This is a genomic window from Kitasatospora sp. YST-16, assembly GCF_026802215.1.
GTDB classification, from domain to species: domain Bacteria; phylum Actinomycetota; class Actinomycetes; order Streptomycetales; family Streptomycetaceae; genus Kitasatospora; species Kitasatospora cineracea.
In genome coordinates, this window is the sequence record NZ_CP113837.1 from 257,103 (window position 1) to 280,876 (window position 23,774).

Consider the following 23,774-nt stretch of genomic DNA (forward strand, 5'->3'; position numbering starts at 1 on the left):
TGGGGCGGGCAGGTGGGGCGGCGGGGCGGGGTCAGTCGCGGTTGCTCCAGCGGAAGGTCCGGGCCGCGAACAGCGCGAAGAGCAGGGTGAAGCCGAGCAGGGCGGCGCTGTCGAGGAACGGGAGCAGGGCGCTGCCGCGGCCGCCGACGGTGTCGGTGACGCCCTCGTCGAAGTAGCGCAGCGGCAGGGCCCGGGAGAAGCCCTGGAGCCAGCCGGGCATCAGGTCGATGGGGTAGAACGCGCCGGAGAGGAAGGCCATCGGGACCATCAGGCAGTTGGCGATCGCGGCGACCGCCTCGGGCGTGCTGGCCAGCGTGCCGACCACCAGGCCGAGGGCGGCGAAGGCGGTGGTGCCGGTGAGCAGCACGGGCAGCGCGAGCGGCCAACTCCCGGACAGGCGCAGGCCGAAGACGGACATCGCCACGGCGGTGAACAGCACGGCCTGGATCAGGGCGGTGGCCAGCGCGACCGCGTAGCGGGCGCCGAGCACGGTGGGCAGCGGGGTGGGGGTGCGCCAGATCAGCCGGAGCAGGTCGTCGCGGCGCCAGTGCATCAGGGTGAAGGCGACGCCGAACAGGGCGGCGTTGCCGATGCCCCAGGAGAGCACGCCGGGGGCGATGTAGTTGATGTACGACAGGCCGCCGTCGACGGACTGCCCCTGGAAGATCGTCCCGAAGACGGCCAGGAAGGCCAGCGGGAACGCGAAGGTGAAGATCACCGAGGTGCGGTCGCGGAGGTAGGCGAGGTAGCTGGCCCGGGTCACGGCGGTGTAGGCGTTCACGATCGGCGCTCCGTTGCGGTCGGTTCGGGGTCGGCGCTCACGATCGGCGCTCGGTCGCGGTCGGTTCGGGGTCGGCGCTCACGATCGGCGCTCGGTCGCGGTCGGTTCGGGGTCCGCGCTCACGATCGGCGCTCCGTTGCGGTCAGTTCGAGGTAGGCGTCTTCCAGGGTCGCCGTGCGGGTGGTGACCTCCGCCAGGTCGACCAGGTCGCCGAGGGCGATCAGCACCTGGTGGGCGGCGTGGGTGGACAGCACAGCCTCGCCGCCCTCGACGGTGACCCGGTCGACGCCGGCGAGGTGGCGGGCGTCCTCCAGGTCGATCCGGTGCAGCGGGACGCGCAGCCGGGTCGGGGCGGCGAGCGCCTTGACCAGGTGGCGGGGGCTGTCCAGGGCGAGCACCGCGCCGCGGGCGACGATCGCCACCCGGTCGCAGAGCGCCTCGGCCTCGTCCAGGTGGTGGGTGGTGTAGACGATGGTGCGGCCGTCGCCGCGCAGGGTGCGCAGCACCTCCCAGAGCGAGCGGCGGGCGGCCGGGTCGAGGGCGGCGGTGGGCTCGTCCAGGAAGATCAGCTCGGGGTCGTGGACGAGTGCGGTGGCCAGTGCCAGGCGCTGGCGCTGGCCGCCGGAGAGCCGGCCGACCCGGCGGTCGGCGTGCTCGCCGAGGTCGACCAGGTCGAGGGCGCGGGCGGCGGCGGCCGCGTCCAGGCGGTAGAGCGCGGCGACGGTCTCCAGGTGTTCGCGGGCGGTCAGCCGGGTGAAGAAGGCCGAGCTCTGGGTCTGGATGCCCAGGCGCCGCAGCAGGGCGGTGTTGCGCGGCCAGGGGCGTTCGCCGAGGACGCTGACGGTGCCCGCGTCGGGGGTGCGCAGGCCCTCGACGATCTCCACCAGGGTGGTCTTGCCCGCGCCGTTGGGCCCGAGGATGCCGAAGAACTCGCCCCGCCCGACCGTCAGTGACACCCCGTCGAGGGCCTGGACCGTCCCGTACCGCTTGGTGATGCCCTCCAGCACCACCGCCGCGTCCGGGTGGCTGTCGCCTGTGCTCATGCCGCTGCTCCCTCTCCTGGCTCTCCTGGCCGATCGGGTCCGTGCCGGCCGACCGGGTCCGTGTCCCTGGTTGCGGTGGTTCATCTGCGCGGCCCGCCGCTCTCGCCGCGCCGTCCGCGGTGGGCCCGGCCGAGCGCCCAGAGCAGCAGCAGGGCCGCCACCGCCAGCGCGGGCAGGGCGCCGGCCCACGGGCCGTACCGGTCCGCCAGCAGCAGGCCGACGGCGGTCGGTGCGGCCGCGGCGAGGGCGGCGCAGCCGAGCGCGTAGCCGCCGTAGGCCAGCCGGAGCCGGGGCGGGTAGCGGAGCAGGTCGGTGCGGGCGCCGTCGCGGCGGAGCGCGGTGCGGGCCAGGACGAGGGCGAACCGGCGGCTCCCGGTGGCCAGTTGGAGGGTGTCCAGGGCGTAGCCGAGCGCCTTGTAGCCGTCCAATGGCGGCAGCGGGACGAGGTTGCCGAACGCGACGGCGGTGCCGAGCAGCAGCAGCGCGCCCAGGAAGGGGCGGGCCTGGGCGTGTTCGGGCAGCAGCAGCCGGGCGGGCCAGAACGGCAGCAGGAAGACCAGGTTGGCGACGGCTCCGGCGGCGGCGGTGGCGACCTGCTGGCGGCGGCGCGGGAAGAACCGGACGTCCTCCACCTCGCAGTACAGGTAGGTGACCGGCAGCCGCCAGCGCAGCCCGATCTCGCCGACCCGGCCGCCGAAGGCGTGCGCGACCAGCCCGTGGGCGAGTTCGTGCAGGGCCAGGCTGAACCAGAGCAGCACGCCGACCGCCAGCAGCGCGATGGGGTTGCGGGCCAGGGTCGCGGTCTCGTCGGCCAGCGTGCCGAACTCGGCGGCGACCGCAACCGGCAGTGCCACGACCAGGGCCAGCAGCGGGACCAGGAAGGCGGGGCGGCGGGCGAAGCCGGTGGCGCGGTGCAGCCGCTCCAGCAGGGCGGGCGCGTCGGCGACCATCCGGACCCGGCCGGCCAGCAGGCCCGAACTCCCCTGCCCCGCGGGCTCCTTCGCGTACTGCTCCGCGGGCTCCTTCGCGTGCCGCTCCGCGTACTGCCCCGCGTGCCGCTCTGCGTTCTGCTCCGCGGTCGCGGCCGGGACGGGGCGGGGGGCGCCCTCGATCAGGCCGCGGGCGTACAGCAGGCCCAGCAGTTGCTGCCACTGCGGTTCGCCGAGCCGGGCCCGGAAGTGCGCGGCGTACTGCTCGCCGACCTCGGCCAGGGTGCGGGTGCCGTCGAGCCGGGTGATGACGAAGTGCTCCTTCGGCCCGACCTCCAACTGCCGTCCGCCGTCCGGGTCCTGGATCAGGTGGACCTCGGCGGCGCCGCGCCGCAGCGGCCGGCCGATCCGCAGCTCGGGGCGGATCCTGGGCGTCAGGTCGAGCAGGCTGCGGCTCTTCACGGCGCCGCCGCGGGCCGGGGCTCGCGCAGCGCGCGGGCCAGCACGTAGGAGAGGAACGCCTCGTCGCGGACGGTCGCGGAGAGCCGGTTGTTGGTCATGTGCGCGTACGGGAAGAGCAGCATGGCCAGCGCCTGGTCCGGGTCGGTGACGGTCAGGTCGCGTTCGCCGTCCCAGGAGCGGAAGACCAGCAGGCCGCGGCGGGCCGACTCGGCGGCCCGGTCGCGCAGTTCCAGGCAGTGCGCGGCCCAGCCGCGCAGCACGCTGGGCAGCCGCTCGGGCGCGCCGTCCGCGATCGCCGACCGGATCGCCCGGAACCGGGCCGGGAGGGTGTCGCCCATGCTGCGGAAGGCCCGGTCGTAGCCCTGCTGGGCGGTGTAGTTGGTGCCCGCGAAGGAGCGGTTCCAGAAGGCGTGGTAGCGGTCGAGGAAGACCAGCAGGTCCTCCTCCGCGGGGAGGAAGCAGGCCGCCATGGTCATCATCAGCTGGGCGGCCAGGCCGAGCACCACGGTCCGCAGGTGCAGGTTCATGGTGCGGGTGGCCTCGACGACCAGCTCGCTGGAGTGCTGGAAGTGCCACTCGGCGAGGTCGATCCCGGCCGGGCCGCCGTACTTGCCGTACTCGGGCTCGTACGGTTCGACGCTGAAGGTGTTGTTCGCGCGCAGCCGCATCCGGCCGTCCGGGCCGAGCAGCCCGGCCCGCTCCTCCGGGGTGAACTCCAGCTCGAACATGGTGTTGTAGAGCTCGGCGAAGAAGCTGTCCTCGACCTGGTAGAGCGCGGGGCGGCGGCGCAGGAACTCCGCGACGGCCGCCTCGGCCCGCCGCCGCACCTCGGCGGCGGCCCCGGCGGCGCCGGTCGGGCGCAGCCGCAGGCGCAGGTGCGGGCCCTCCACCCAGTAGTTGATGAAGAAGTACCCGGCGAGCAGTCCCTCCCCGGTCAGCTCGGCGACCAACGGGCGCACGCACTGCAGCAGCAGCGGGCGGGTACTGGCGGCGTAGAACACGTGCAGCGCGAGCCACTCGCCCGGAGCGCGGCCGGGGGCGTCGGGGGCGTCAGGGGCTTCGGGGGCGCCGGGGGGTGGTGCTGCGGGCCGGTCAGTCATGGTTCGGCTCTCCTCGCCACTGCTCGAACTGTCCTTGCTGATACGGCCCTTGGTCACCTTCGGGCTGTTCCGGCCGGGCTGCGGGTCCGGCGGGGCGGGGCAGGACCTCCAGGGCCAGTTCGGCGACGTGCCGGCCGCGCGCCGAGCGGACGTGCAGGGCCTCCTCGCCGGGCAGCATCTCCTCCAGGACCAGCTGCCCGGCACCGGCCGCCAGCAGCCCGTCCAACGCGGTCAGCGAGAGCGGGCTGGCGAAGTCCACGTACTGCGGCTTGACGGTGCCGGGCGCGCCCGCACCGCCGGGCCGGATCCGGGCGAACACCCTCACCGGCAGGCCGTGCCGGCGGCGCCAACGCTGCCACGCCAGGTAGCGCTCCGACTCGCCCGCCCCGGAGGCGGGGCAGGGCAGCGCCTCGGGGTCGGCGGTCCAGCTGCGCCGGTGCAGGACGAGGCTGCCGTAGCGGACCCGGGGCCGGCGGGTGACGCCGTGGACCGGCGGCCCGGCGGGCACGCCGCGCCACAGTTCGGGGGTGACCCGGGAGGTCGGCGAGAACAGCAGCAGGCTGCGCGGGATGTCGGGCAGCACCATCGGGACGAGGTAGCCGAGGTAGACCGGGACCACCTCGGCGCCCAGCCGGCGCGAGCGCAGCACCAGCCGGTCGGCGGCCGGGTCGTGCTCGACGTACAGGTCGTCGAGGTGCAGTTGCGCCGCAGCGGGGGCGGTGCTGGTCTCGCCCGGGCACACCACCTCGTAGTCGGTCAGCCGGGTGTGCAGGTTCAGGTTGGTGGTGGCCGCCCCGGCGGTGACCTCCGCGAGGACCGCCCCCGCGGGCACCGCCTCGCCCAGCACGGCCCGCAGCGCGGCCGACAGGCCGGGGGCATTCCCGTTCCCGCTCCCGCCCTCACCCCCGTCCTCGGGCTCGAAGCAGTGCGTGAAGCGGGTGAACGGGAAGCACAGCCCGCCGTAGGAGTGGTTGAGCACCGCGAGCGGTTCGCCGTCCCGCACCGACAGTTGCACGAAGTGGCTGTGCGGGGCGAAGTCACCGGCCGTCCAGGACAGGTGGTCGGCCACGGCGGCGAGGTCGGCCGGTTCGAGGGTCAGCTCCTCCGCGTCGGCGGGCAGTTGCCGCGCCAACTCGCCCATGCGGTGGGCGAGTTCGGTCCGGGCCCGGTCGAGGTCGGCGATCTCGGGCCGGCCGAGCCAGTTCTCCTCCGGCGGGTGGCCGCCGTGCGCGGTCTCGGCGGGCTTGGCGGCGGTGAACTGCAGGTACTGGTGGAAGATGTCCTCGTGGAAGTCCTGGACGAGTTGCAGCAGGTCGTCGCTGCGCCCGCCCCGGCCGTGGCGGGCGAGGAAGAAGCCCTTGAGGGTGAGCCGTTGGGCCAGGCCGAGGTCGAAGACCGGCAGGATCCGGGCGAGTTCGGCGAGCGGCCGGGCGGCCAGTTCGGCCCAGAGCCGGGCGTCGGCCGTCACCTCGCCCGCGGAGACGTCCTCGTAGAGCAGGGTGTGCGGGACGGCCGCCCCGTCCCCGCCCAACTCCTCCTGGATCGCGGCGAATTCGCCGCGGATCTCGGCCAGCAGGGCGCGCCGGGTCGGGACGTCGCCGCCGGGGTAGCGGCGCAGCGCGGCGAGCGGGACGGCGAGCCGGTCGGCGATCCGGTCCGCCCACGGGCGGTCGAGCGAGCGCAGGGCGCGGCGGAAGGCGTCCAGCGGGTCGGCGGTGTGCACGTCGGTGGCGAGCAGCGGGAGTTGGAGGATGCCGACGTCCAGCAGGGCGGCCAGGTAGCGTTCGGCCTCGCCCGGCTCCCCGGCCGTGCCGAGTTCGGCGTCGAGGGCGGCGGCGAGTTCGCCGAAGCGGATCCGGGGGCGCTGCCGGAAGATGCCGAGCAGGTGGTCCAGGACGCCGCTGAGGCGCAGGAAGAACAGCCGGTCACGGGCCGCGTCGAAGCTCACCGCGGCGCCCGCGTCCCCCGCCGTCACCGAGCGCCGCACATAGCGGACCCGGTCCTCGGTCAGTTCCAGGCCGGACGCGGGGGCGACCGGCAGGTCGCGGCGGCGCGCCGGGTCGGCGGCGACGAGTTCGGCCAGCCGGGCCAGCACCACGACGTTCAGCCGGGGGTGGCTGCCGCGCGCCTCGCCGAGCAACACCTCGCCGTCGAAAGGGAGTTGGCCCGGGGCGAAGGTCCCGGCGGCAACCGGGGTGAAGGTGCTGAACGGGCTGGTCTTGCAGGCCGTCCGGTACAGGTAGGACAGCAGCGACCGCTCCGCCTTGCGGGTCCGCTTGTCGGGGGCGGCGCTCGGCGCGCCCAGGCCGTCCAGCCGCCCCTCCAGGGAGGGGGAGGCGAGCAGCAGGCCGAGGCGCAGTTCGTCCAGGTCGGCGAGGCGGCGCAACTCGGCCCGGGTGCGGACGAGTTCACGTTCGAGCAGCGGACGTCCGGCCTCGTGCAGCCGGGCCAGCCGATCGCGGGCCGGCAGCCAGGCGGCGAACAACTCGCCTGCCGCCGCGCCGAGTTGTTCGGCTTGCCCGACCTGTTCGACCAGGTCGAGCAGCTCGGCGGGCCGCTCGGGCGCCCGGTTGTTGAACACCTGCCTGCGCAGCGCGAGCAGTCGGCGGCGCTGCTCGGCCGCGGGGGCGGCCTTCACCAGCACCGAGAGCAACTCGCTGAGCCGACCGCCGAGTTCGGCCAGCCGCTGCTCCTCGTCGGCGACCTGTTCCGCCCAGTCGTACGCCTCGGCCGAGCGCAGGCCGTGCACGGCCTCGACGGGCAGGCCGCCGACCCGCAGCATGAAGCGGGGGCTCAACCCGGGTTCCCGCCGCGGAGGGGCGACGCCCTGGTCCGGGATGGTCGTTCTACCGGTCGTTCCGCTGGTCACCGTTCCTCCGCCCCCGTCAGACGATCGTGTAGTCGAAGTCGGCGGGACTGCGGTGCTCCTGGCCGACCATCATGATCAGCAGCGGCAACTCCTCGCCGTCCAGCAGGCCCAGGTGCTCGGTGTAGGAGACCGAGTCGAAGCCGAGCGCCACCCCGCAGGCCAGCCCGACCGCCGGGGCCACGGTGTAGAGCGCCTGCGACGCCGCACCGACCGCGGCGTTCACCAGGCGCAGGCCCCGGTCCCCGACGGCGTCCAGGACCGCCGGGGTCGGCGCGCTGACCACGATCAGCGCGCCCGACTGCTCCAGGTTGTAGTTGTCCAGGAAGTAGTTCCGCTGCAGGAACCACCCCTGCGGCCCCAGCCGCACCGGCCGCAGCACCCAACCGGCCCGCCCGGACGGCTCGGGCGGCCCAGCGAGTTCGGACGGCTCGGACGGCTCGGACGGCTCGGGCTGCCTTGACGGCCCTGACGGCCCTGACGGCTTCTGCGGCTCGTAGGCGTAGGCCCCGGCGGGGATGCCCGCGACGTGGTTGACGAACACGTGCAGCCGGGTCAGCGGCTGCTGCTGCGGGCCTTCCTGGCAGTGCGCCAGCCGCCCGGCCGCGTCGGCGGCCGCGAGGGCGGCCGCCAGTTGCGCGGCGGTCATCGGCGGGTTCCCGGTGAACCTCCCGAAGCTGCTGCGCCTGGCCCGCAGCGCGGCCCGGGCCCCGAGCACCGGCGGCTCCGGCACGGGCAGCAGCACAGCCCCAGGCTCCAGCCCCAGCCCCGACCCCGGATCCGACCCCGGCCCTGCCCCCGCCCGGAGCCGCTGCCAGGCCGTCCGCAGGGCCGCGTCCAGGACGCCGTCCGCCGGGGGTTCGGCCGCGCCCCGCAGGGTCGCCTCGTGGACCCGCCGGACGGTCTCGAAGGTGCTGACCGTCCGCGAACGCTCCCGTTCCACCGCCGCGACCCGGGCCCCGGTCGGCAGCCCCCCGCTCTCCGCCCCCGTCCCGGCCCCGGCCCAGCGCAGCGGGACGACCGCGAACACGCCCTCCTGCTCCGGGCTCAGCCCGAGCAGCCGTCCGATCCGTTCCTCGTCGAACCAGAGTGCCGCGCCGAGGTGCAGGCCGTGCGCCCCGGCCCAGATCCGCCAGGTCTCCAGCAGCGCGCCGATGTCCATCGTGACGACGTGGTAGGCGAAACTGTTGTACTTGAAGGCGTTCTGCCAGAACTTGACGGTGAGCACCAGGAACTGGTCACACCCTTCGGCCCGCCCGCCCAGCGCCGCCCGCACGTCGGCGGTGACGTCGCCGGTGAGCAGCCGGCGCATGGCGTGGTGCGGTGTCGCGTAGTGGTGGACACCCGGGGTCAGCGGGCCGCTCGCCCCGCTGACCCAGTGGATGCCGATCGGGTACAGGCCGCCGCCCGAGGCGGTGCCCCGGGAGAAGTTGGCGTCGGGGTAGCGGGGCAGCGTGCCGAGGTCGGAGTTGGCCTGGACGGCGAGCCGGCGGCCGGTGAGCCCGTACGAGTCCTTCAGCAGGCCGCCGAGCAGTTCCAGCGTGAAACCGCCCTCGCCGCCCGGCCCGAACAGCCCGCGCCCCACACCCTCACGCTCCGCATTTCCCGCTACCGGACCGTCCGGCAGCGGGAAATGCGGGGCGTTGGGGTAGTACTTGCCCTTCCGGGGGCGGTCGGCCCAGTCGGGGGCGAAGTCGGCGGGCTCCATCGGGACCCGGCCCCGCCGCAGCACCGCGGACGCGTACGTGCGGGCCTCACCCATGGTCGTTCCCCTCTCGTCCATCCAGGTCTGCGTCAGTGGCTGCATCTGCTTCTGGGGTTTTGCTCGGTCCGCCGGGCGCGGCCCGCGCGGTGTGCGGGCGGTTCAGGGGAACGGGTGCGGGGCGGGGTTGAGCTGGTCCGTCCGCAGGTCGTGGGCCGAGTGGCCGGCTTCCCGTGGTGCGGTGCGCAACCGGGGCATGGTCAGGGCCCGTTGGCGCCGCCAGCCGAAGTCGATCGGCAGCAGGCCGGGGACCAGCACCGAGACGGTGTGCAGGCCGGTGGCGCGCTGCTCGGGCATGGTCTGGTCGACGACGACCACGTCGAAACCGGCCGCGGCCACCGCGTCCACGCAGTGCCGCAGGTCCTCCCGCAGGTCGTCGGACGGGGCGATCGACCCCTCGGCGAGCCTCCCCACCGGCGCCACCGTCTCCTGACGCTCCATCAGGAAGTCCGCGTAGCAGGCCATTTCGGGCAGCCCGTACAGCAGCGGGTGGTCGTGCAGGACCTGGACCAGGTCGAAGTCCGCGGCCATCGCCCGCAGTCGGCGCTCCTCGCGGAGGGTGCGGCCGACCAGGTTGACGGCGTCGGTGCCGATCTCGCAGAGCCCGGCCCAGAGCGCCGCTTCCGGGTCCAGGCTGGCGCCCGCGCCGAAGCAGAGCCGTCCGGGGCCGCCGTCGATGCGTTCGGCGACGGCGGTCACCACCGGGATCGGGAAGCTGATCCGGGTGTCGAAGAAGCGGGCCCGGTAGCCGTACATCTCCAACCGGTCCACCAGCGCCCGGGTCTGCGGCCGGGCGCTGCTGCGGCCGTCCAGTTCGGGCAGGGCGAGCCGGCCGTACCAGGCGAGCAGGAAGGCGTCCCGTTCGACGACCTCCATCAGCCCGTAGTAGACCGCCTCCTCCAGGCAGCCGCCGGACGCGCAACCGTTGGAGCTCTCCTGGACGAACCGGTTCCCGACGCCGCCGGGCGCGTGGTAGTACGCCATGATCTCCGGTACCAGCAAAGGCCGTTGGTCGCGCAGCGACCAGCCCCACACCCACGGGACCGGCCGGTCCGGGGCGAACGGCCGCACGCCGCTCCGCCGGTGGAACTCGTCCGTGTACAGGCCGCAGCTGCGCGGGTCGAGCGCCCGCTCCCCGAGGTCGTCGTACGCGGCGACCACCGTGGTGCGCTTGCCGCGCGCCCGCATGCCGGCGAACCGCTCCAGCCCTTCCAGCAGGCCGACTTCGACGCTGGCCCGGTAGCGGGGGGTGTGCCCGCCCCAGAAGCACTCGCGCAGGTAGTCGCCGGAACGCATGGTGAAACAGCCCACCGTCGAGGAGGTGGAGGCCGACGCCAGGTCCGGCACCACCGAGGGGCCGAGCATGCCCGCCACCGGGTTGACGAACGCGGGCAGCGACAGCCCGTACTCCGCCACCGTACGCAACCGGAAGTCGTCGGGCGCCCGCTTCGGGCGGCTCGCCAGCTCGATCCGGGCCGCCGACTCCTCGTCCGCGACCCGGCGGTCGCACCGGGGGCACTCGGCGTCGGCGAGCAACGGGAAGCCGCTGACCCGCAACGTCTCCAGGTCGAGCAGCTGGACGGACCCCAACTCGCCTTTCCCGCCAGCTCGTTCGGCGCTCTCCGCGCGGGCCGCCAGCAGCGCGGCGAGCGCGTCGGTGAGGAACGGCACCGCCCACGGCGGGCTCCCCGCCGCCCGGGTGCCCGTGCCCAGTTCGAGCGCGTTCCGCAACTGCCCGGAACGGACCGCCTGCCAGCGCCGGGCCAGACAGCGCGGACAGGGCAACCCCGCACCGCCCCCGCCGGACGGCTGGTCCGGACCGACCACGGCGTGGTGGCCGTAGACGTGCACGGACGTCCCGGCCCCCCGCTCCTCCGCGCCGTCCGCGCCGTCCGCGCCGTCCGCAGCGAGCTCGTCACGGGCGCCGAGCATCGCCAGCACGGCCGTTCCAGCCTGACTCTCCGTCAACTCCCTTGCCCAGCAGTCGAAGAACTCGCCCCAAGGCCCGGCGTACGCGACCCCGACCGCACCGGACGGTCGGCCCGCCGTGCCGTCAGACATCCGAAGTCCCGTCCGTGAGCAGCACCTTGACCACCTCGATCCGGCCGGCCCGCAGGTCGGCCGGTCCGCACGGGGCCAGCAGGACGTCCCGCCCGGCGGCCCGGAGCCGTTCCAGCACGCCCGCCCAGTCCAGGCCCGCCGCCCAGCCCAGATCCGTCACCCCGGCACCCGCGGTCTCAGCCTCCGCCGCCCCGGCCTCCGCGATCTCGGCCGTCCCCGCGGGCGCCAGCACCGCCGGGTCCAGCTCGCCGATCAGCGGGTCACCCGGATCGGCGGCGGCCCGGCCGTCCCCCGTCTCCGGCTCCTGGTCGAGCTGGGCCGCGCCGAGCAGGTCGCGCAGCGCCTCCGCCACGGCGTCCCGCAGGGCGAGGCCGCTGCCGAGCGCCCAGCGGTGGCGGCCCGTCCCGGGGTCGGCGGCCCGGGCCAGCACCACCGGCAGCGGGGCGTCGGTGCCGCCGAGTCGCAGCAACTCCGGTGCCAGGCCCAGGTTCCGGGCCGAACGGACCAGGAAGACGAGCTCGGCGTCCACCCCGCCCCCGGCCGGGGCAACCGAGTCGAGCGAGTCGACCGGCTCGGCCGGGGCAACCGGGTCGACCGAATCGTCCAACGGCACCTGCCGCACGGCGAGTCGGCCGCGCAACGCCAGCCGCAGCGCGTCGTAGCCGAGCGCCGTGCGCAGGCCGCGCACCGTCGCCTCGGCGAGCGTGCCGCCCGCGCCGGTGCCGGCCGAGGTCGCCTCGAAGACCCGGTCCCGGTTGTGCGGGCCGAAGGTGCGCAGCGCGGCGGTCGGGACGAGGGCCTGCCCACCGGTCAGCAGCGAGGTCGCCGGGCTCCACGCCCGGACCGCGCCGGCCGGCAGCCCGCTGGCGGTGCTCAGCGCCTCCGGCCGGACCCGGACCGCCGTACCGCTCCCCTCCTCCCCGCCGACCACCCGGGGCGGGACGACGTGCTCCACGTACACCTCGGCGGCCCGGTACAGGGCCCGCAGCCGGGCCCCGGCCACGTGGTGCACGTCTGCGGCCGTGATGTCCCGCCGCCGGCCGGTCGCGGTGTGCAGGCGCACGGTGCCGAGCTTGAGCGGCGTCTGCTGCCAGGTGTCGTCGGCGTACTCGGCGAACACCCCGGCGTAGGGGCCGACCAGGACCGCGCGGGCGTCCAGCGCGGCCAGCGCCGCCTCGGAGTCGTCCTCCCCGGGCGTCCGGCGTCCGGCCTCCTGCGCGGCGGCGAGCTCGGCCACCGTGACGGCGGGTTCGGCCACCGTGCCCGCGAGTTCGGCCGCCGTGACGGTCGCCCCGGTTCCTTCGGCCGCTCCGGTCCGTCCCTCGCCGCAGCGCGGGCAGCGCGGGTGCGGGAGCAGCGGTTCGCCGATCACGTCCAGCGAGTCCAGGTCCTGCACCAGCAGCCGGCCGTCGGTCTCGGCCTGGAGGGCGCCGGTGATCAGGCGGAACACCTCGTAGCCGAGCAGGTTGCCGAGCATCGCGGCGAGCGGGCCGACGGGCTCGCGGTCGCCGGGGGTGAGCGGCGCGGACGGGGCGAGGACGCTCCACAGGTCGGCGGCGTCGCCCGCCCGGACGCCGGTGCCCAGCCGCAGGGCCGCGCACGTCCAGCAGCCGGTGCGGTCGGCGGACATCAGCGGGCCGATCACCGCGCTGCCGCCGATCGTCCAGACCGGGAGCAGCAGCCGTCCCGCTGGAATGCCGGCCGCCAGCAGCCGGGTGGTCCGGCGGGTGCCGGCCGGGCCGGTCACCAGGACCACGTCGTAGCCGTCGAGCCCGCCCCACCCAGGGGCCGCGTCCGCCTCCCCCGCCGACAGACCGGGGGCCGAGTCCGCGTCGCCCGCCGACAGACCGGAGACGACGTCCGCGTCGCCCGCCGCAAGGCTGTCGATCGTCACCGGGCAGCCGGCCTTGGCCAGTTCGGCGGCCTCCTGCTCGACCTCGGCGAACCCGGGCGCCCCGGTCAGCGCGGGCAGGACGCCGATCGCGGCGCAGCCGTTGCGGATCAGGCTGAGCGCGGCCCAGCGGGCGAGTTCGTCCTCGCCGAGCACCGCGACCCGGGTCTCCCGGAAGCGGTGGAAGCGCTCCTCGGCGCCGCCCGCGTAGTGGTCGATGTACTCGACCTGCGGGCCGAACCGGGCGGCGACCTCGGGGGTGAGCAGCGCGGGGCCCTCGGCCGCGGGACCGGCGTCCCGGGCGAAGCCGCGGCTGTAGAGGGTGCGGACCAGTTCGGTGAGCATGTTCCGGTGGTGCGCGCCGAACCCGCTGCTGATCTCGGCCACCGTGTGGCGCCCGTTCAGGTGCGGCACGATCAGCGAGGCGAAGCGGTAGCCGTCCTTCGCCGTCAGGCCGAAGCCGCCGTGGGCGTTGTGGAACAGCACCCCCTCGGGGGTCTGGGTGTACAGCACGTCGCGCCGGATCCGTGGGCGGCTGTCGGCGATCTCCTCGTACGTGGCCATGTCCCTCACACCTCGGTGGTACGCAGCGGCGCGGCTGACTGCCGCACGGACGGGATCGGACCGGCACCGGGGACGGCACCACGGTCCGGCTCTGCTTCGGTCTCTACTCCGGGGCCCCCACCGGTCTCTACTCCGGTCTCCACTCCAGGGCCCCCACCGGTCTCCGCTCCGGTCTCCACTCCGGGGCCCGCACCGGCACCTGGCTGCTCCGACGCCCCCGGCGCGCGGGCCCAACTTCCTTCCGCTGCAAGGGCGAAGGCGCGCAGCAACTCGTGCACCCGGTAGTTGCCGCCCGGCCCCTCCCGGAGCAACCCGGCCTGCACCAGTCCGGCCAGGACGGCGTCCCCGGTGACGGATTCGGCCATCGGACCCGGCGCCGCCTCCCGCCGGACGCGCTCCGGCCCGAGCCCCTCGACGGACCCGACCGCCTTCTCGGCAGCCCCAGCCCCTGCCCCTGCCCCTGCCCCTGCCCCTGCCCCTGCCCCGATCTCAGCCGACGGCGGGGTCCGCGGATCGCTTCTCAGCACGGCGAGTTCGAGCTGCCGCAGGGCCGGTCCGGGCCCGACCCCGAGTTCCTCGCGCAGGTGGTCACGGACCCGGCGGTACTCGGCGAGCGCGTCCGCGCGCCGCCCGGTCCGGTGGAGCGCCTCGATGAGCTGTTCCCAGAAGCGCTCGTGCGCCGGGTGGGACCTGGCCAGCGGCCACAGCTCGGACAGGACTTCCCGACATCGCCCGAGCGCGAGCTCGATGTCGTAGACCCGCTCGACGGTCCACAGCCACTCCTCGGCCAGCCGCGGGACCTCCTCGCGGTGCAGCACGTCGGAGTGCACGTTGCCCAGCACCGGCGGCTGCCAGAGTTCCAACGCGGCGCGCAGCAGGGCGAGTTCGTCGGCCGGTTCGGCGGCCCGGTCGGCCCGGCCGAGCAGTTCGCGGAACTCCAGCAGGTCGAGGCTGCGCGCGTCGGCCGCCATCCGGTAGCCGCCGGGCAGCGCCTCGATGGTGCTGCCGGAGATGCCGTACTTGGCGAACAGCCGGCGCAGCCGCAGGACGCAGGAGTGCAGGGACGCCTTGGCCGTCACCGGGATCTCCTCACCCCAGATCGCGCGCTGGAGCGATTCGACCGGGACGACGGCGTTGGGGTGGGTCAGCAGGACCGCCAACAGCGCGGCGGGCTTGGACGGTTGGAGCACCGCCGACTCCCGGCGGTCCGCGATGGCCAGCAGCCCGAGCACCGTGAATCTGGCGCCGGTGCCCTGCCCGGCCTCCACCGCCACACTCACGCACTCTCCTCCGACCACCGCGTTCCGGGCATGCCGAACCGCGCCCCGACCAAGAGACAGCACTGTTCCGCGCCCGCCCCCGATTGCGCTGAATACCCACTGGGGTATCGGCGCCCGCCGCATCGCCGGGCTTGGCAGGGTCAGACCATAGGAGCTGACGCACAATCAAGTCAACAGTTTGTCAGCCCAGTTGATGAGCGTTCTCCCCTCGTTCACCCGCCACCCCGACAGCACCACCGACCGCCGCACCCCACCCCTTCCCCGGCAACCCCACGGCCGTCTCCCCACCCCGACCGACCCCCGCAACCCCTCCGCCGCACCCGCCCCACCAGCCACCCCCGCTCCCCCTCCCCGCGGATTCCGCTCTGCCGTTCGGGCCCTGCATCCGGGGCCGTTCGGCCCTTCCCCTCGTCGGCTCCGGGTGTGGACAGTGACCCCAGGTCAGCGATGTGTCCGGCCCGCCAGGCGGGCCGATCGGGTGGGCGCCACGGGCGTCCGGGGAAGGCCGTGTGATGGAATCCGACGAGGTCATGCTGGCTGTCCGACTCACCACCGCGGAGCGCACGCTGCTGCGCCAGCTGGCGCACGGGCACCGGGGCGACGTCTCCGAGGTGGTCGCGGACGCCCTGCTGGACGTGCTCCCCGCCCTGCTCGCCCAGGACGCACCCCGGCTCACCGAACAGCTCGGCCGCTTCGCCCCGTGCGCGGTGACGGTCTGGCTCCCGCCCGAACTCGCCGACCTGCTCCCCGCCCTGGCCGCCCACCTGGCCCAGCCACCCGCCCCCACCGCGCCCTCCGCCCCCTCCACCACTCCCACGCCCTGCACCGCCCTGGGCACCGCACTGCGCCTGTGGCTCCGCCAGGACCCGGCCCGCCTCGCCGCCGGCCTGCACACCCTGCACGGCGGCCACCCGCACGCCCGCCCCGCCGCAGCCTGAACCCTCCCCCCTCCACCCCCTCCCCCCCAGGGCCCTTCAGCACCAGACGCCCCCGAAACCGGGGCCCTCGGGCCGCCACCCGCAGGACCATCGGCCCTGGAGCGGCAGGCCGCCACCGCACGAACATGAATCGCCACCACTCGGCGGGGACCGCACCGCTCCCCGGACGCCGCCCCCGCCGAGTGGTCCGGCGCACGCCGCCGCGCCGCCCCTCCCCGCCCCCCGCCCCTCCCCCTCCTCTCCCCTCCCCTCCCCAACTTCACCATCCCGCCCTGGATCCGCCCCGAGTCCCCAACCTTCGGCCCCACCATCCGGACATCCCCGCCGCCGACCACCTCACCCATCACAGCACCCCCGGCTCCGCACCTGGCCGCTACCATCCCCGCCCGCTCCGGAACCAGCCCTCCCCACGCCAACTGACGCTCCACCAACAACCCCCTCCCCTGGAACCGCCGCCCCGGAGGTCGAACCGCCGTGCCCCACCCCGCCCTCGCGCTCGGCATCGCCGCCCTGACCGCGACCGGCAGCGCCTGGCACCTGCCCGCCCTGCTCGACCTACTCGACCTGCGGGCAGGCGCCGACCGCCCACGGGCCGCCCGCCTCGCCGCCACCGCCTGCCTGCTCTGGTGGTGCGCCCCCGCCGCGGCCGCCCTGCTGCTGACCACCCCGCTGCCCTGGCCCGTCTCGCTCGGCGCACTGCTCACCGGCGCCCTCTCCGGCGGCGCGCTGCACTGCTCGGCCACCGCCGCACGCCGCGCCGACCAGCACGAACAGGCCCGCGCCTGGAACGTCCTGCACTCCGGCCACCCCTACACCCTCCCCGCCGACCCGCCACCGACCACCCACCGCACCACCCCGCCCACCCCGGCCGCCGCCCGCCTCACCGCCGCCCTGGTCCTGCCCGCCGCAACCGCCGCCACCACCCTGCTCACCGGCCCCCCAGGCCCGGGACCGACCAGCTCCGCCGTCCTGACAGTCACCGCCTCGATCGGACTCTGCCTACTGATCCCGCTGCTCTCCCTGCACCACCCCCGCCCGCACTGACCCCCGCCCGCACCGACCCTCCGTCCCCTCCCTCCCCCGGGACACCTCCCCTCACCGAGTACCAAGCCGCCGCCCGCCTCACCGCCGCCGACCTCCCTTCCCCCACCTCTTCTTCACCCACCCCACCACCCACCGCAGCCGCGTCCTCCACCGCCGCCTCGACGACCACCTCACCCTCCTCACCGGCTAAGGTCCCACCGCATGGGGGAACAACCGATCACCGTGCACCACGTCCGGGCCGGCGCCCGCACCCACCGGATCGTCCAGGTCCCGCAGCGGCCGGGACGGCTGGCGCTGCGCGACGAGCAGCACTGGCTGACGCTGTACGCGGACCGGGCCGGCCTGGCCCGGCTGGTCGCCGCCTGGTCCCTGGCCGCCCGCTCCCCGCACTCCCTGCTGCACCTCCCGCTGCGCGGCCACCCGCTGCCCGACGGCCCCACCCCCGCCCCGATGTACCCCGGCGGCCACCCCGCCCTCGACCTGGTCCTCGCCCACCACTCCCTGCAGTTCCGCCCCAGCGCCTGGAAGGACCTCCGCTCCCGCCTCGGCCCCGGCCGCCCCCAACGCGCCGCCACCCCCGCCGCCGACTTCCCCACCGGGCCCCGCTTCGCCGACCGCTTCCCCCACCCCGACTTCCGCGACCACCTGCACTTCGCCCTCGCCGCCGCCACCCTCTTCGTCACCGCCAGCGCCCCCGCCTTCCGGGACAGCGGCACCGCCCTCCACACCCTCCTGACCCAGGCCCCCGCCGCCCACCACCACGACCTCGCCCACCCCTCCCCCCGCCACAAGTGCACCGACCTCACCACCGCCCCCGCCCGCTTCCCCACCCCCCACACCGCCGCCGTCCCGTCCCTCCTCCACGTCCAGTACTGCCCGGACTGGACGTACGCCTGACCCACAGTCAGAGGGGCAAGCGTCACAGCCAGTTGCGGCGCTTGAAGATCAGGTAGAGGCTCACGCAGACCACGCCCATCAGGCCGATGGCGAAGGGGTAGCCGAACATCCAGTGGAGTTCCGGCATCTCGTCGAAGTTCATGCCGTAGACGGTGCCGATGAGGGTGGGGGCGAAGAGGATGGCGGCCCAGGAGGAGATCTTCTTGATCTCGTCGTTCTGGGCGTGGCCGGCTTCGGCGAGTTGCTTCATCTCCTCGTTCTGGCGCTGGGAGACGAGGGTGGCGTTGACGGTGAGGATGTTCTGGAGCATCTGGCGGAAGCCGTCGACGCGTTCGGCGGCGTAGGTGGCGTGGTCGGCGACGTCGCGCAGGTAGCGCTGGAGTTCCTCGTCGGTGCCGTACTTCTGGAAGCCGCCTTCGAGGGCGCGGAGGATCTCCAGCAGGGGGCCGGTGGCGCGCTGGAACTCGATGACTTCGCGGGAGAGTTCGTAGATGCGGCGGGAGACTTCGGGGTCGCCGCCGAAGACCTCGGTCTCGATCTCGTCGATGTCGTGCTGGAGTCCGGCGATGACGGGGGCGTAGCCGTCGACGACGGCGTCCAGGACGGCGTAGAGGACGGCTTCGGGGCCGAGAGCGAGCAGGTCGGGGTCGGTTTCGAGGCGGCTGCGGACCATGGAGATGTCGGGCGACTGGGAGTGCCGGACGGTGAGGACGAAGTCGGGGCCGACGAAGAGGTGGATCTCGCCGAAGTCGACCTCCTCGACGTCGTCGAGGTAGCGGGCGGCGCGCAGCACGACGAACAGGGTGTCGCCGTAGCGTTCCAGCTTGGGGCGCTGGTGGGCGACGATGGCGTCCTCGAGGGCGAGTTCGTGGAGGTCGAACTTCTCGGCGGCTTCGACGAGTTGGGCCTCGGCGGGGCGGTAGAGGCCGATCCAGGCCATGGTGCCGGGCTTGCCGGGGAGTTCGCGGTAGATCTCGGCGAGGCTGGCGGGGGTCTCTATCCGGTGGCCGTCGTGGTAGACGGCGGCGTCGACCACGGAGCGTTCCAGCGAGACGGGCTCGTGGACGTCGGAGTGCTGTTCGGAGCGCGGGTCCATGGAGTGCTCGGGGGCCGCGGTGCGGTCGGCGGGCCGCCGGGCGGTGGTGCGGCTGAAGGGTCGCTTGCTCGCGCGCACGGCGCGCACACGCCAGTCGGACACGGCGGGTACCTCCACGGGTCTGGTGCCGGCCGGGCCCGGGGACGGGAGGGGCGGGCGGCGGTCCCCGGTGGCGGGCGCGGCAGGGCGGTGCCGGTGTGAACGCGGGGTTCAGCGGGCGGCGCGGCGCGGGCGGCGGTGCCGGGGGCCAGGAACGGGTGAGAACTTCCCGGAGCGGGGCCGACTTCGGCCCGGACTACTGCACTCCACTGCTCTCACCTCCTGTACGCCCCGGACGCCCGGCGGGAGCGGCGTCACGACCGCGGCCCAGTCTAGCCCCGCACGCCGCACGCCCCAGCCCCGCACGTCGCACGCCCCAGCCCCGCACGCGGTACGCCCCGGCCCCGCACGCCGCACGCCCCGGCCCCGCGCGTCGCGCGGCCGTTCCGGCCGGTCGGGGTGCCACCCTGGGCACGGCGGGTCGACGGACCGTCCCCGCCCCTCCCCCGGACCTCCGCGAGAAGGACCTGCGCCGTGCCGTTCTTCGTCCCGTCCCCGCAGTTGCTGCGCCCCGCGAACCTGCTGGACTCGCCCGACCGGGTTCCGGACTCGCGGGCGGCCGGCACCCCGGAGCCGCTGCGCGCGGGCCTGGTGGACCTGCTGGGCGAGGCGAAGGTGCTGAGCAAGGTGTCGGACCTGGTGAAGTACGCGTCCGACGCGAGCCCGTACCGTTTCGTGCCGCAGGTGGTGGTGGTCCCCGAGACGGTCCAGGACGTGGCGGCCGTGTTCGGCTACGCGCACCGCAACGGCCGCACGCTGGTGTTCCGGGCCGCGGGGACGTCGCTGAACGGGCAGGCGCAGGGCGAGGACATCCTGGTGGACGTCCGCCGGGCCTGGGCGGGGACGGGCGCCCGGGCGGGGGCCGTGCTGCTGCCGGACGGGGTGCACGCCCGGATCGCGCCGGGCACCACGGTGTTGCGGGCGAACGCGGCGCTGGCCCGGCACGACCGGCTGCTGGGGCCGGACCCGGCGAGCGGGCGGGTGGCGACGGTGGGCGGGGTGGTGGCGAACAACGCGTGCGGGATGACGGCGGGCACCACCCGCAACTCCTACCGGCTGTTGTCCGAGGTGACGTTCGTGCTGCCGTCCGGCACCGTGGTGGACACCGGCGCGCCGGACGCCGACGAGCGGCTGCGGGAGGCCGAACCGGCGCTCTGCGACGGCCTGTTGGCGCTGAAGCGGGAGGTCGAGGCGGACCACGGGCTGGTGGCCCGGATCCGGGCGAAGTACGAGTTGAAGAACACCAACGGCTACCGGCTGGACGCGCTGCTGGACGGCGCCACCCCCGTCGAGATCCTGCGCGGCCTGGTGGTCGGCTCGGAGGGCACCCTGGGCTTCGTCGCCGACACGGTGTTCGAGACGGTGCCGCTGGAGCGCCGCACCTCCACCGCGCTGCTGTTCTTCCCGACCCTGGCGGACGCGGCGGCCGCCGTGCCGGGCTTCAACGGCCTGGGCGCCCGCGCGGTCGAGCTGATGGACGGCAACACGCTGCGCGCGCTGGCCTCGGTGCAGGGCGTCCCGGACGACTGGGCGCAGATCCCGCGCGAGGTGACGGCCCTGCTGGTGGAGTTCCGCAGCCCGGATGACAAAACACTGGACGCATACGAACAGGCCGCCCGCCGCACCGTGCAGGAGCTGCAGCTGGTCCGCCCGGTGGCCTCCGCCACCAACACCTTCACCCGTGACCGGGCCGTCGCCGCCGTGTACTGGCACGCCCGGGAGGCGTTCGTGACGGCCGTCGGCAAGACCCGCCCGTCCGGCACCACCCTGATCACCGAGGACTTCGCCGTCCCGCCCGCCCGGCTGGCCGAGGCGTGCACGGCGCTGCTCGAACTGCAGGCCGCGCACGGCTTCGACGCGGCCGTCTCCGGGCACGCCGCGCACGGCAACCTGCACTTCCTGCTGACCTTCGACGCCTCCCGCCCCGAGGACGTCCGCCGCTACGCCGCGTTCATGGACGCGTTCTGCACGATGACCGTCGAGCGCTTCGACGGCGCGCTGAAGGCCGAGCACGCCACCGGGCGCAACCTCGCGCCGTACCTGGCGCTCGAATGGGGCGAGCGGGCCACCGCCCTGATGTGGCGGATCAAGGAGCTGTTCGACCCGCACGGCGTCCTCGCCCCGGGAGTGGTGCTCAGCCGCGACCCGGAGATCCACCTCAAGGGCCTCAAGACCATCCCGCCGGTCGAGGCGGTCGCCGACCCGTGCATCGAGTGCGGCTTCTGCGAGGCGGTCTGCCCCAGCCACGACCTGACCACCTCGCCGCGCCAACGGATCGTGCTGCGCCGCGAGATGACCCGCCAGGACGAGGGCTCGAAGGTCCTGGACGAGCTGCTCGACTCGTACGGCTACGACGCCGTCGACACCTGCGCGGGCGACTCCACCTGCAAGCTGGCCTGCCCGGTCGGGATCGACACCGGCGCGCTGATGAAGGACTTCCGGCACCGGCGGCACTCCGCCTTCGAGGAGCGGAACGCGCGGACGGCCGCCGACCGCTTCGCCCTGCTGGAGGCCGCCGCCCGCACCGGCCTGGACGCCGCCGCCCACCTGCCCGACCGGCTGCTGTCGGCCGCCACCGGCGCGGCCCGGGCCGCCGTCCGGCCCGACCTCGTCCCGGCCTGGCTGCCGGAGATCCCGTCCGGCGCGACGAAGGCGCTGCCGCCGACCGGGCCGCGCGCCGAAGCGACAGCCGTCTACTACGTGGCCTGCGTGAACCGGATCTTCGACTCCACCGGCGGCGGGGAGCACACCTCGCTGCCGCAGGCCGTCGTGGAGGTGTCCCGGCGGGCCGGCAAACCGGTGTGGATCCCCGCCGACCTGCCGGGGACGTGCTGCGCGACCATCTGGCACTCCAAGGGCTACCTGGAGGGCAACGCGCTGATGGCGAACCGGATCGTCGAACGGGCCTGGGAGTGGACCGGCCACGGCGAACTGCCGCTGGTGGTCGACGCCTCCTCGTGCACGCTCGGCATCGCCGAGGAGGTCCTGCCGTACCTGACCGCGCGCAACCGGGAACTGCACGCGAAGCTGACCGTCGTCGACTCCACCACCTGGGCGGCCGGCCTGCTCCCGCACCTGACCGTCACCACCCCGCTGGCCAGCGCCGTCCTGCACCCCACCTGCTCGATGCGCCACCTGGACGTGGTCGGCGACCTGGCCGCCGTCGCCGGGGCGGTCAGCGACGAGGTGGTGACCCCGGTGTACGCCGAGTGCTGCGGCTTCGCGGGCGACCGCGGCCTGCTGCACGAGGAGCTGACCGCCTCGGCGACCCGGCACGAGGCCGCCGAGGTGCTCGCCCGGGACTTCGACGCCCACCTGAGCGCCAACCGGACGTGCGAGATCGGCATGGACCACGTCACCGGCCGCACCTACCACTCCGTCCTGATCGCCCTGGAACGGTCCACCCGCCCGGCCTGACCCACCGTCAGCCACCCGCCCGGCCTGACCCGCCACCGCCGGCAGGGGTCCGCGCACCCGGTCGGGGGGCTGCCCGGTCTCGGCGGCGATCAGCACGTGCCCGGCCTTGCCGAGTTCGGCCCGTTCCAGGATCTCGGCCCGGGTGCCGTTGACCTCGCCCCCCACACACACACAGCGGCCGGTCAGTCAGCCGGGCGGTCGGCCAGGCAGGCCGCCACCTCCGCGGCCGGGACGCCGGGGTGCTCGGTGGGGAGTTCGGCGAGGAAGCGCCGGCCCCAGGCGGGGTCGAGGCCGCGGAGCAGCGCGGCCTGTTCGGCCAGGGCGACGATCCGGGCCGGATGTCCGGGCTCGCGTCCGGGCTCGCGTCCGGGCGGGCGGAGGTGATGCCGGGCGGCCTGACGGCGCCAGGAGAGCGGGCGGGTGGCCTCGCGGGCGGCCCAGTAGAGCGCCTCGTCCAGGTCGCGGGTGGTGCGGCGGTCGAGGACGTCGCTGCGCTCGCCGAGGATCCAGTGCGCCACCCCGTCGTGCACTTCGAGGTAGGGGCGCAGTTCGTAGGAGGCGGCGAAGCCGACCAGGTCGCGCCGTTCCACTCCGTCGAGCCGGGCGGCGATCCGTTCGACTCCGGCCCGGAGGTCCTCCATGGTTATCGTCATACTGACGAATAATACAGGCGCATCCGGACACCCCGCCTCACCCCTGTGCGCCGGTCGGAGCAGGGTGCGGAAAGGTTTTTGCCGGGAATGCCCCGTGTTGCCCCAGACGGACGCACCACCGGAGCGTGAACCCGTGACCACCCCTCCCCCGCCCAGCCCGCAGCCCACCGACCCCCCGCCCACCACCCCGCAGCCGGGCCCCGACCCGGCGCAGGCGCCCGTGGTGTTCGACGCTCCGTTCGCGGACCGCACCCAGTGGGCGGCCGGCACCACCTCCGCGTACCCGGCCGGCGGGCGGAACACCGGTGACAACAAGCTCGACCGCCTGGTGCCCGGCTACGGCCCGAAGGGGGACGTGTTCACCGCGCTGCGGGAGAGCACCTTCAGCTGGCGCACCCCGCTGGTGACCACCGAGGGCACTGCGGGCGGCTTCGAACTGCGGCCCGGCGACCGGCTGGAGGCCCGCTGCCTGGTGACGGCGGACCAGGGCGTCTGGCCCGGGATCTGGACCTGGGGCCGGGACCTCGCGCCGGGGCGGCCCCAGCCCGGCCACGGGGAGGTGGACGTGCTGGAGTACCACGACAACCACCCGCGGATGCTGGAGCTGAGCAACCACGTCCGCCCCGGCACCCCGGCCTACCTGGACGACCTGGTGACGCCGGGCCAGTGGTTCACCGTGGCCTGCGTGTTCGGCACCGACTCGGTCGACTGGGAGCTGGACGGCCGGGCGGTGCACTCCGACGGGCAGGGCGTCGGCCCGGACTGGCGGGCCTGGATCATCGTCAACCTCTCCGTCGCGGGCGGCCAGTGGGGCCACCGCCGCCCCCGCGCCAACGCCGGCCGCCTCTCCTGGCGCTGCCAGGGCCTGACCGTCCGCCGCCCGCAGTGACC

At 74.9% G+C, this 23,774-nt stretch carries 16 protein-coding genes; 5 read left to right on the forward strand and 11 right to left on the reverse strand.

Annotated elements, in window-relative coordinates:
• Positions 1-31 precede the first annotated feature (31 nt).
• From OU787_RS01230 to OU787_RS34725, 9 genes are all read right to left on the reverse strand, one after another.
• Positions 32-781, reverse strand: a complete 750-nt coding sequence (locus tag OU787_RS01230; RefSeq protein WP_030463793.1) for an ABC transporter permease — start codon at positions 779-781, stop codon at positions 32-34.
• A 119-nt stretch (positions 782-900) separates the two neighbouring features.
• Positions 901-1,824, reverse strand: a complete 924-nt coding sequence (locus tag OU787_RS01235; RefSeq protein ID WP_030463794.1) for an ABC transporter ATP-binding protein — start codon at positions 1,822-1,824, stop codon at positions 901-903.
• Positions 1,825-1,904: 80 nt separating this feature from the next.
• Positions 1,905-3,215, reverse strand: a complete 1,311-nt coding sequence (locus OU787_RS01240) for a M50 family metallopeptidase (RefSeq protein ID WP_051817942.1) — start codon at positions 3,213-3,215, stop codon at positions 1,905-1,907.
• The gene (locus OU787_RS01245; RefSeq protein ID WP_035957288.1) at positions 3,212-4,315 is read right to left on the reverse strand and encodes a lantibiotic dehydratase C-terminal domain-containing protein; all 1,104 of its coding nucleotides are present in this window, start codon (positions 4,313-4,315) and stop codon (positions 3,212-3,214) included. Before OU787_RS01245 ends, OU787_RS01240 begins: the two co-directional genes overlap by 4 nt.
• Positions 4,308-7,097: a lantibiotic dehydratase gene (locus tag OU787_RS01250; protein WP_063759744.1), complete on the reverse strand. Its 2,790-nt coding sequence runs from the start codon at positions 7,095-7,097 to the stop codon at positions 4,308-4,310. Before OU787_RS01250 ends, OU787_RS01245 begins: the two co-directional genes overlap by 8 nt.
• Positions 7,098-7,200: 103 nt before the next feature.
• Positions 7,201-8,988: a nitroreductase family protein gene (locus tag OU787_RS01255; RefSeq protein WP_442788400.1), complete on the reverse strand. Its 1,788-nt coding sequence runs from the start codon at positions 8,986-8,988 to the stop codon at positions 7,201-7,203.
• A gap of 57 nt (positions 8,989-9,045) precedes the next feature.
• Positions 9,046-11,004: a TOMM precursor leader peptide-binding protein gene (locus OU787_RS01260; protein WP_268658212.1), complete on the reverse strand. Its 1,959-nt coding sequence runs from the start codon at positions 11,002-11,004 to the stop codon at positions 9,046-9,048.
• Entirely contained in the window at positions 10,997-13,459 is a 2,463-nt protein-coding gene (locus OU787_RS01265) for a TOMM precursor leader peptide-binding protein (RefSeq protein WP_268658213.1), read from the reverse strand. Before OU787_RS01265 ends, OU787_RS01260 begins: the two co-directional genes overlap by 8 nt.
• A gap of 5 nt (positions 13,460-13,464) precedes the next feature.
• Complete coding sequence (locus tag OU787_RS34725) at positions 13,465-14,739, reverse strand: AfsR/SARP family transcriptional regulator (RefSeq protein WP_442788401.1); 1,275 nt, start codon at positions 14,737-14,739, stop codon at positions 13,465-13,467.
• Between the two features lie 512 nt (positions 14,740-15,251).
• Between OU787_RS34725 and OU787_RS01275 the strand changes: the two genes are divergently transcribed.
• From OU787_RS01275 to OU787_RS01285, 3 genes are all read left to right on the forward strand, one after another.
• Positions 15,252-15,677 (forward strand): hypothetical protein, encoded by a 426-nt coding sequence (locus OU787_RS01275; RefSeq protein ID WP_268658214.1) that lies wholly within the window; start codon positions 15,252-15,254, stop codon positions 15,675-15,677.
• Between the two features lie 474 nt (positions 15,678-16,151).
• Complete coding sequence (locus tag OU787_RS01280; protein ID WP_268658215.1) at positions 16,152-16,721, forward strand: hypothetical protein; 570 nt, start codon at positions 16,152-16,154, stop codon at positions 16,719-16,721.
• Positions 16,722-16,922: 201 nt separating this feature from the next.
• Positions 16,923-17,618, forward strand: a complete 696-nt coding sequence (locus OU787_RS01285; RefSeq protein WP_268658216.1) for a hypothetical protein — start codon at positions 16,923-16,925, stop codon at positions 17,616-17,618.
• Between the two features lie 22 nt (positions 17,619-17,640).
• Here OU787_RS01285 and OU787_RS01290 read toward each other — a convergent pair whose 3' ends face one another.
• On the reverse strand, positions 17,641-18,816 hold the full coding sequence (locus tag OU787_RS01290) for a magnesium and cobalt transport protein CorA (protein ID WP_030464581.1): 1,176 nt from the start codon (positions 18,814-18,816) through the stop codon (positions 17,641-17,643).
• Positions 18,817-19,287: 471 nt separating this feature from the next.
• On the opposite strand from OU787_RS01290, the gene OU787_RS01295 reads away from it, so the two are divergent.
• Positions 19,288-22,230 (forward strand): FAD-binding and (Fe-S)-binding domain-containing protein, encoded by a 2,943-nt coding sequence (locus OU787_RS01295; protein ID WP_268658217.1) that lies wholly within the window; start codon positions 19,288-19,290, stop codon positions 22,228-22,230.
• 182 nt (positions 22,231-22,412) lie between these two features.
• Here OU787_RS01295 and OU787_RS01300 read toward each other — a convergent pair whose 3' ends face one another.
• Positions 22,413-22,883: a hypothetical protein gene (locus tag OU787_RS01300; RefSeq protein ID WP_268658218.1), complete on the reverse strand. Its 471-nt coding sequence runs from the start codon at positions 22,881-22,883 to the stop codon at positions 22,413-22,415.
• 133 nt (positions 22,884-23,016) lie between these two features.
• Here OU787_RS01300 and OU787_RS01305 point away from each other — a divergent pair, with 133 nt between their 5' ends.
• Complete coding sequence (locus OU787_RS01305) at positions 23,017-23,772, forward strand: beta-glucanase (RefSeq protein WP_268658219.1); 756 nt, start codon at positions 23,017-23,019, stop codon at positions 23,770-23,772.
• Positions 23,773-23,774 lie beyond the last annotated feature (2 nt).

Bases quoted from the DNA above. Each gene is read 5' to 3' on its own strand.
- OU787_RS01235 (WP_030463794.1), bottom strand. From the start codon at position 1,824: ATGAGCACAGGCGACAGCCACCCGGACGCGGCGGTGGTGCTGGAGGGC.
- OU787_RS01245 (WP_035957288.1), bottom strand. From the start codon at position 4,315: ATGACTGACCGGCCCGCAGCACCACCCCCCGGCGCCCCCGAAGCCCCT.
- OU787_RS01250 (WP_063759744.1), bottom strand. From the start codon at position 7,097: ATGCTGCGGGTCGGCGGCCTGCCCGTCGAGGCCGTGCACGGCCTGCGC.
- OU787_RS01255 (WP_442788400.1), bottom strand. From the start codon at position 8,988: ATGCAGCCACTGACGCAGACCTGGATGGACGAGAGGGGAACGACCATG.
- OU787_RS01260 (WP_268658212.1), bottom strand. From the start codon at position 11,004: ATGTCTGACGGCACGGCGGGCCGACCGTCCGGTGCGGTCGGGGTCGCG.
- OU787_RS01265 (WP_268658213.1), bottom strand. From the start codon at position 13,459: ATGGCCACGTACGAGGAGATCGCCGACAGCCGCCCACGGATCCGGCGC.
- OU787_RS01275 (WP_268658214.1), top strand. From the start codon at position 15,252: ATGGAATCCGACGAGGTCATGCTGGCTGTCCGACTCACCACCGCGGAG.
- OU787_RS01285 (WP_268658216.1), top strand. From the start codon at position 16,923: ATGGGGGAACAACCGATCACCGTGCACCACGTCCGGGCCGGCGCCCGC.
- OU787_RS01300 (WP_268658218.1), bottom strand. From the start codon at position 22,883: ATGACGATAACCATGGAGGACCTCCGGGCCGGAGTCGAACGGATCGCC.